Origin of the sequence: Plebeiibacterium marinum (genome assembly GCF_026013615.1) — a bacterium.
GTDB lineage: Bacteria > Bacteroidota > Bacteroidia > Bacteroidales > Marinilabiliaceae > Saccharicrinis > Saccharicrinis marinus_A.
In genome coordinates, this window is the sequence record NZ_JAPDPI010000095.1 from 1 (window position 1) to 3,343 (window position 3,343).

5 protein-coding genes are annotated in these 3,343 nt (G+C 30.8%); all 5 read right to left on the bottom strand.

The features are described from left to right. On the bottom strand, positions 1-476 hold a 476-nt coding region (locus OM074_RS20890; protein ID WP_301202646.1), incomplete at its 3' end, for a hypothetical protein. 17 nt (positions 477-493) lie between these two features. Next, on the bottom strand, positions 494-763 hold the full coding sequence (locus OM074_RS20895; protein WP_301202647.1) for a helix-turn-helix domain-containing protein: 270 nt from the start codon (positions 761-763) through the stop codon (positions 494-496). A 179-nt stretch (positions 764-942) separates the two neighbouring features. After that, positions 943-2,121, bottom strand: coding sequence for a hypothetical protein (locus OM074_RS20900; protein WP_301202649.1), 1,179 nt, complete (start codon positions 2,119-2,121; stop codon positions 943-945). 120 nt (positions 2,122-2,241) lie between these two features. Beyond that, the gene (locus tag OM074_RS20905; protein WP_301202650.1) at positions 2,242-2,742 is read right to left on the bottom strand and encodes a site-specific integrase; all 501 of its coding nucleotides are present in this window, start codon (positions 2,740-2,742) and stop codon (positions 2,242-2,244) included. A 29-nt stretch (positions 2,743-2,771) separates the two neighbouring features. Further along, on the bottom strand, positions 2,772-3,182 hold the full coding sequence (locus OM074_RS20910; protein WP_301202651.1) for a phage integrase SAM-like domain-containing protein: 411 nt from the start codon (positions 3,180-3,182) through the stop codon (positions 2,772-2,774). Between the last annotated feature and the right edge of the window lie 161 nt (positions 3,183-3,343).

Consider the following 3,343-nt stretch of genomic DNA (forward strand, 5'->3'; position numbering starts at 1 on the left):
TTTTGTTCAAAATAGATTTGAATGTGCTCGATTGGTGGCACTTGAAACGCTTTTTTCTGTTTTTCCTTCATATTATCTTCTTTTAATTCATTTTGGCTTAAATCATTACTCTTACTATTATTATATATATTGTTTATATGTTTATATATAGGTACCAAATTTTGGACGGGTCGTGGACGGGTACCTGTCCAAAAAATGGATAGGTAGATCTTACTACCCAAGTTCGGATCATATGATGGATGATATCTAATAAATCCATATAATTCCAATTCCTTAAGAACTTTAGAATAGGTAGTATGGGAATTAATCTTAGACATTTTCATAACTTCAGCTCTGAATACTGTAATTGGATTTTTAAACCTGTTGTAATTCCATATTCGGAACAACGAGATGTATAAACTGATATGATTCGGTTTAATTTTTTCATTATCATCCATCATTGCAAAAACATGCTGTTGATGCTTGATGTAATTCATATCTTTTTATACAGTCATCATTGCATCTTATTCTCCGAAATCATGTTATGAATGTCATTGAAATCATAATAGATCGTACCCCCTACTTTAGTAAAAGGCAAGGTTCCACTTACGCGCAAATGCTGGAGTGTTCCAGGTGAAATATTCAAAAGCTCTCGGACTTCATAAGATTTCAACCATTTCTTTTGATTAGTTCCTAAATTCTGTTTTAGCAGCTTTTTAATATCTGCTAATAATTCAATTTTGAATTCTCTTAAATCGTCTTGTGTGATAATTTCTGTTGCCATAATTTTTGATTGATATTGATATGGCACAAAGGAAAGTAGAAAAACAATACAAAAACAGTTGTAAGGGGTTGCACAACCCCTTACAACCCCATAGATTATCAACACATTAAGACACTAAAAAATATTTTAAGCAGTGTTTCAGTATTTAAAATATCCTAATTTAACGCACTTGAATTTACTTATACCTTTATCGACTTATACAGTTCAAGAAACAATTGTTTAACAGCATTTAATGATGAATCTTCAAGTTCATGATAACTGTTATATAAACTATTGTAGGAAATAGAATCGGTATATTTTGAAGCAAGTATTTCTGAAAACTGCCGGATAATATTATTCTTGATTTTCTTATCTCCATAACAAGGGAAAACATCATGCTCAATCAATATCCTGAGCATGCACGCAATTTGTTTGACAGATAAATTACATTTGATTATCGACAAATGGTTTTCCTTAAAAAATTCATTTTGAAATGATCCATTATTTTCTTTTATGAAGTAACCATAGTTAAATTGTGCAATTTCTTTGTTAATCCAGGTTATCAACGAATCTTTTAAACTCGCCTTTTTCTCGATGTAAAAATATTCGGGGGCTGGGACAATCTGCGATATTGACTTTCTATAATATTTGAGTTTACTAATCTGGCAGGACGAATTCGTTAATGGCTTGATTTTATTTATGATTAGGTTTATAATATAATCATATATTGATTTGGCATTAAAGTTATATTCAATATACAACTCTATAAGTTTAAGATGAACCTCATCTGATTTTTGGGTTTTCTTTAAGCGTATCGATGTTTCCGTTATTAACGTATTGAAATACCTAATCTCTTTAAACGTACAATTGTCTTTCTTATATATAACCAGCTCTGTTGAAGGTAAATGTAGGCAGTCGATTTCCTCATCATTCAGCATGTTGCTGATTCGATTGACTATTTCACAATGATACTGCTTGTATTTATTGAAGATCTGTTTAGGTATCTTTGATCTGGAATTGAAACAATCCGGGAATTGAGATTCCAGGAACTTAAGGAATTCGACAAGGCAATCGACCGAAGGCTTTTTGATCTTCGAGAAACATAGATTATCATAAGGACAATGGCAGTTTGAGTAGTCTATTTTATCTAAAATACGTATGGCGCTTTGTTGATATAAGCCAATCTGATGTTTTATCGTTTCTGGGGGAATATTTGATATTCCCAAATTTAACATATCCAAAATCAATCGATGGTTCGATTTGAATATTGGGTCTGGTTTTGTTTCTGAATTGTTTTTAAAAGCTTCAACGTATTTGCAGTCCGCAGGGTTGTTTATATTAAAAACAACCCTCTCAAATTCTTCAAGGAGGTAAGACATTTTAAAGATTTGTAATTCTTGTACTAAGTTAAAATATAGTTAATTAATCATAAATTAAATGTAAATTATTTACATGCACAAGTAATTCTAACCTTTATATACCAAAATTTATGCAATACCCTATTTAGCTTTTTTACCTAAACCGACCGAAAGGTCTAATTTAATCCTTAACTCCATCATGTCCTTACTTATTTTATTCTGTAGAACCTTGGCATATATTTGGGTTGTTGACAATTTAGTATGTCCAAGCAATTTACTAACTGTTTCAATTGGCACGCCGTTAGCCAAAGTAACCGTTGTGGCAAAAGTATGCCTTGCCAAGTGGAATGTCAGATTTTTATTTATTCCGCAGATATCTGCAATTTCCTTTAGGTAACTGTTTAATTTCTGGTTTGATATGACTGGAAACAATCTATTCTTATTTAAACATTTAGGATCATCTTTATATTTATAAACAATGCTTTGTGCAACTGGCAATAAGGGAACCTGAACTGTAACACCTGTTTTTTGTCTTTTGGTATGAATCCAAAACTCCCCATCAATATTTAATATTACATTTTCAGGTGTCAATTGACAAACATCTATATAAGCCAGACCTGTATAACATGAAAATATGAACAAATCTCTTACATAACCAAGACGTTTAATCTCTATTTCTTTGATATAATAGTTTGCAATTCAAGCTCCGTCAAGTGCCCCCTATCTACTTTAGTATAACTTATTGCATATCTATTAAAGGCATTACCAGGTATCCATTCTAACTTTGTAGCCATATTAAGCATCTTTCTAAGCCTTGTCATATGCTTCATTACAACATTATGTGACATAGGCCTTTGGTGGTCTTTAGGTTCAAAGGATCTCAAATAATGCTCAAATTCTGTAATAAACTGATAATCTATTTCCTCAATATAAACATCATCAGCTTTTTTAACAGATGATAAAAAATCCATTAAATATTTTTCAGTTGTTTTATAATGTGCCAACGTTCCGTTGCTTAAAATATTAGATTGTGTTTTTTTGTGGTAATCAATTAAATACTTTAAACTCTTTCGTTCTGCCACATTTCCTAAATAACCATTTTTCAGAACAGTTGTGGTAATTAATTTCTCTTCATACTTAAGTTTCTCATAAATAGTCAGACCTGAAAAAGTACTATTCTTTGAGAATTAATTGTTTTCAGAGAATAGTATTTTTCTAGATATAAAATTCTAAATAAGTCAAA

What these genes read in the sequence shown, in the direction of transcription:
- OM074_RS20895 (WP_301202647.1), bottom strand. Translation starts at nt 763, where the DNA reads ATGGCAACAGAAATTATCACACAAGACGATTTAAGAGAATTCAAAATT.
- OM074_RS20900 (WP_301202649.1), bottom strand. Translation starts at nt 2,121, where the DNA reads ATGTCTTACCTCCTTGAAGAATTTGAGAGGGTTGTTTTTAATATAAAC.